Source organism: Streptomyces sp. NPDC057654, assembly GCF_042800135.1.
Classification (GTDB): Bacteria; Actinomycetota; Actinomycetes; order Streptomycetales; family Streptomycetaceae; genus Streptomyces.
Map to the genome: position 1 here is coordinate 1 of NZ_JBHVHQ010001257.1, position 1,773 is coordinate 1,773.

2 protein-coding genes, 1 tRNA gene and 1 pseudogene are annotated in these 1,773 nt (G+C 71.5%); 1 reads left to right on the top strand and 3 read right to left on the bottom strand.

All coding sequences use genetic code 11. From position 1 onward, the window contains the following. Positions 1 to 360, bottom strand: a 360-nt coding sequence (locus tag ACFU99_RS42610) for a DUF6227 family protein (protein WP_384403882.1), incomplete at its 3' end; no start/stop codon positions are given. 303 nt (positions 361 to 663) lie between these two features. On the opposite strand from ACFU99_RS42610, the gene ACFU99_RS42615 reads away from it, so the two are divergent. Further along, positions 664 to 1,134, top strand: coding sequence for an SRPBCC domain-containing protein (locus tag ACFU99_RS42615; protein WP_384403884.1), 471 nt, complete (start codon positions 664 to 666; stop codon positions 1,132 to 1,134). Between the two features lie 11 nt (positions 1,135 to 1,145). On the opposite strand, the gene ACFU99_RS42620 is transcribed toward ACFU99_RS42615, so the two are convergent. Beyond that, positions 1,146 to 1,218 (bottom strand) — tRNA-Lys (locus tag ACFU99_RS42620). Positions 1,219 to 1,426: 208 nt separating this feature from the next. Beyond that, a pseudogene (locus ACFU99_RS42625) lies at positions 1,427 to 1,773 on the bottom strand (RNA helicase); the annotation flags it as partial.

Here is a 1,773-nt window from a genome sequence, read left to right on the forward strand (position 1 = left end):
GCTGCCGCCGATCCACTCGTGCACGCGCCGCTCGGCGCGGTCCAGCGCCGCCTCCTCGGCGTACACCTCGTACAGATACCACTCGTCGGGGCCGGCGTCGTGCTCCAGCTCATACAGCAGCAGGCTGCTGCCGTCGGCGAGCAGGAAGATATGCCGGTACGTGTTGCACCGCAGCGGCCGGGGCAGCTCGTTGCGCTGCCGGTACGAGCGGAGCTCGGCCTGGTGCATCAGCGCCGTGCCGAGCCGCTCCAGCATCGGCTCGTCGATCTCGAACCCGTTCTGGGCACGGGCCAGCAGCTCCGACAGCTGTCCCGCGGGCGCCCCGCACCCGCCGCCCTCACCCACTCGCGAGCTCTCCATGAATCCGCACCTCCCGGCTCTCGCCGAACCCGCCCCGCACAGTTGGTCCCGCGCACTTACCGTAGCGGCGCGAACACGCACCACGGACCAGATTCGGCCGAAGTGCCTCCGTATCCACGTCACTTCGGCCTCGCGCGCGTACTGCGTTCGCACGTCAGAAGGGGTACGGGGGGCGCGTGGGGGCGCGTCGGCCGGATTCCGGGCGCTGCCGCCCGCCCACGAGCGCCGCCGCCCGCCCAGCACGCGGGCCGCGCACTCCGCCACACAGCGCGCCGCACTATTCCTCATGGTTTCGTGGCCTACATGACCAATGAGCCGGTCCGCACCCCGGACCTGTCGGACCGCCCGTACCGCCTGACCGCCGAGCGCACCATGGCCGCACGGCCGGAGACGCTCTACCGCGCCTGGACCGTCGGCTTCGACAGCTGGTTCGCGGCCCCCGGTTCGGTGCTGATGCCGGCGGCCGAGGTGAACACGCCGTTCTTCTTCGAGACCGAGTTCCGATTCGAATCCCAGGAACGGGCGCGCCGCCACCCCCACTACGGGCGCTTCCTGCGGCTGGAGCGGCCCGAACTCGTCGAACTGACCTGGGTCACCGGCGCCGGCGGCACCGAGGGCGCCGAGACCGTCGTGACGGTGGAGCTGACCCCGCACGGCAGCGGCACCCACCTGCGGCTCACCCACGCGGGCTTCCCCCACGACAAGGCACGCGACCGGACGGCGGACGCCTGGCCGATGGTCCTGGAGCAGCTGGACCGGCTCACGTCGCAGTGACGTGCTGGAAGTGGGCCATCAGGGGCTCGAACCCTGAACCAATGGATTAAAAGTCCACTGCTCTGCCAATTGAGCTAATGGCCCGCACCCCGCAGCATAGCCCGGCGGTGCGCGGAGTCCCGAGCGGTATCCCCGCGATCCGCCGCCGAAGGTCGACATCGCGGCCGGAATTTCCGGTGCGTGGACGGGCAACACACAGGGCCCGTATGGCACTTCAGTACCGTACGGGCCCTGCGGTCACTCAGTTGTCAGCTGTTTCAGCCGTTGTTCAGCTGTTGTACCGACCGCTGTGTCAGCCGTTGCGCTTCCAGCGCGGCTTGTCGTCGCGGCGGCCGAAGGAGCCGGTGCTGGTGGCGCCGCGGTGGCCGGAAGTGCGGCCCTGGGGGCGGTCGCCGCCGGAGCGGAAGCCGCCGCCCGAGGAGGGGCGCTCGTCGCGGCGGTCGCGGTTGTACGGACGGTCGCCGCCGCCGGAGCGGAAGCCGCCGGACGGACGGTCGTCGCGCCGGAAGCCGCCGGAGGACGGACGGTCGTCACGGCGGTAGCCGCCGCCGGACGGGCGGTCGTCACGGTTGAAGGAGCGCGCCGGACGGTCCCGGTCGCCACCACGGTTGAAGCCACCGCCCGAGCGGTCGTCACGAC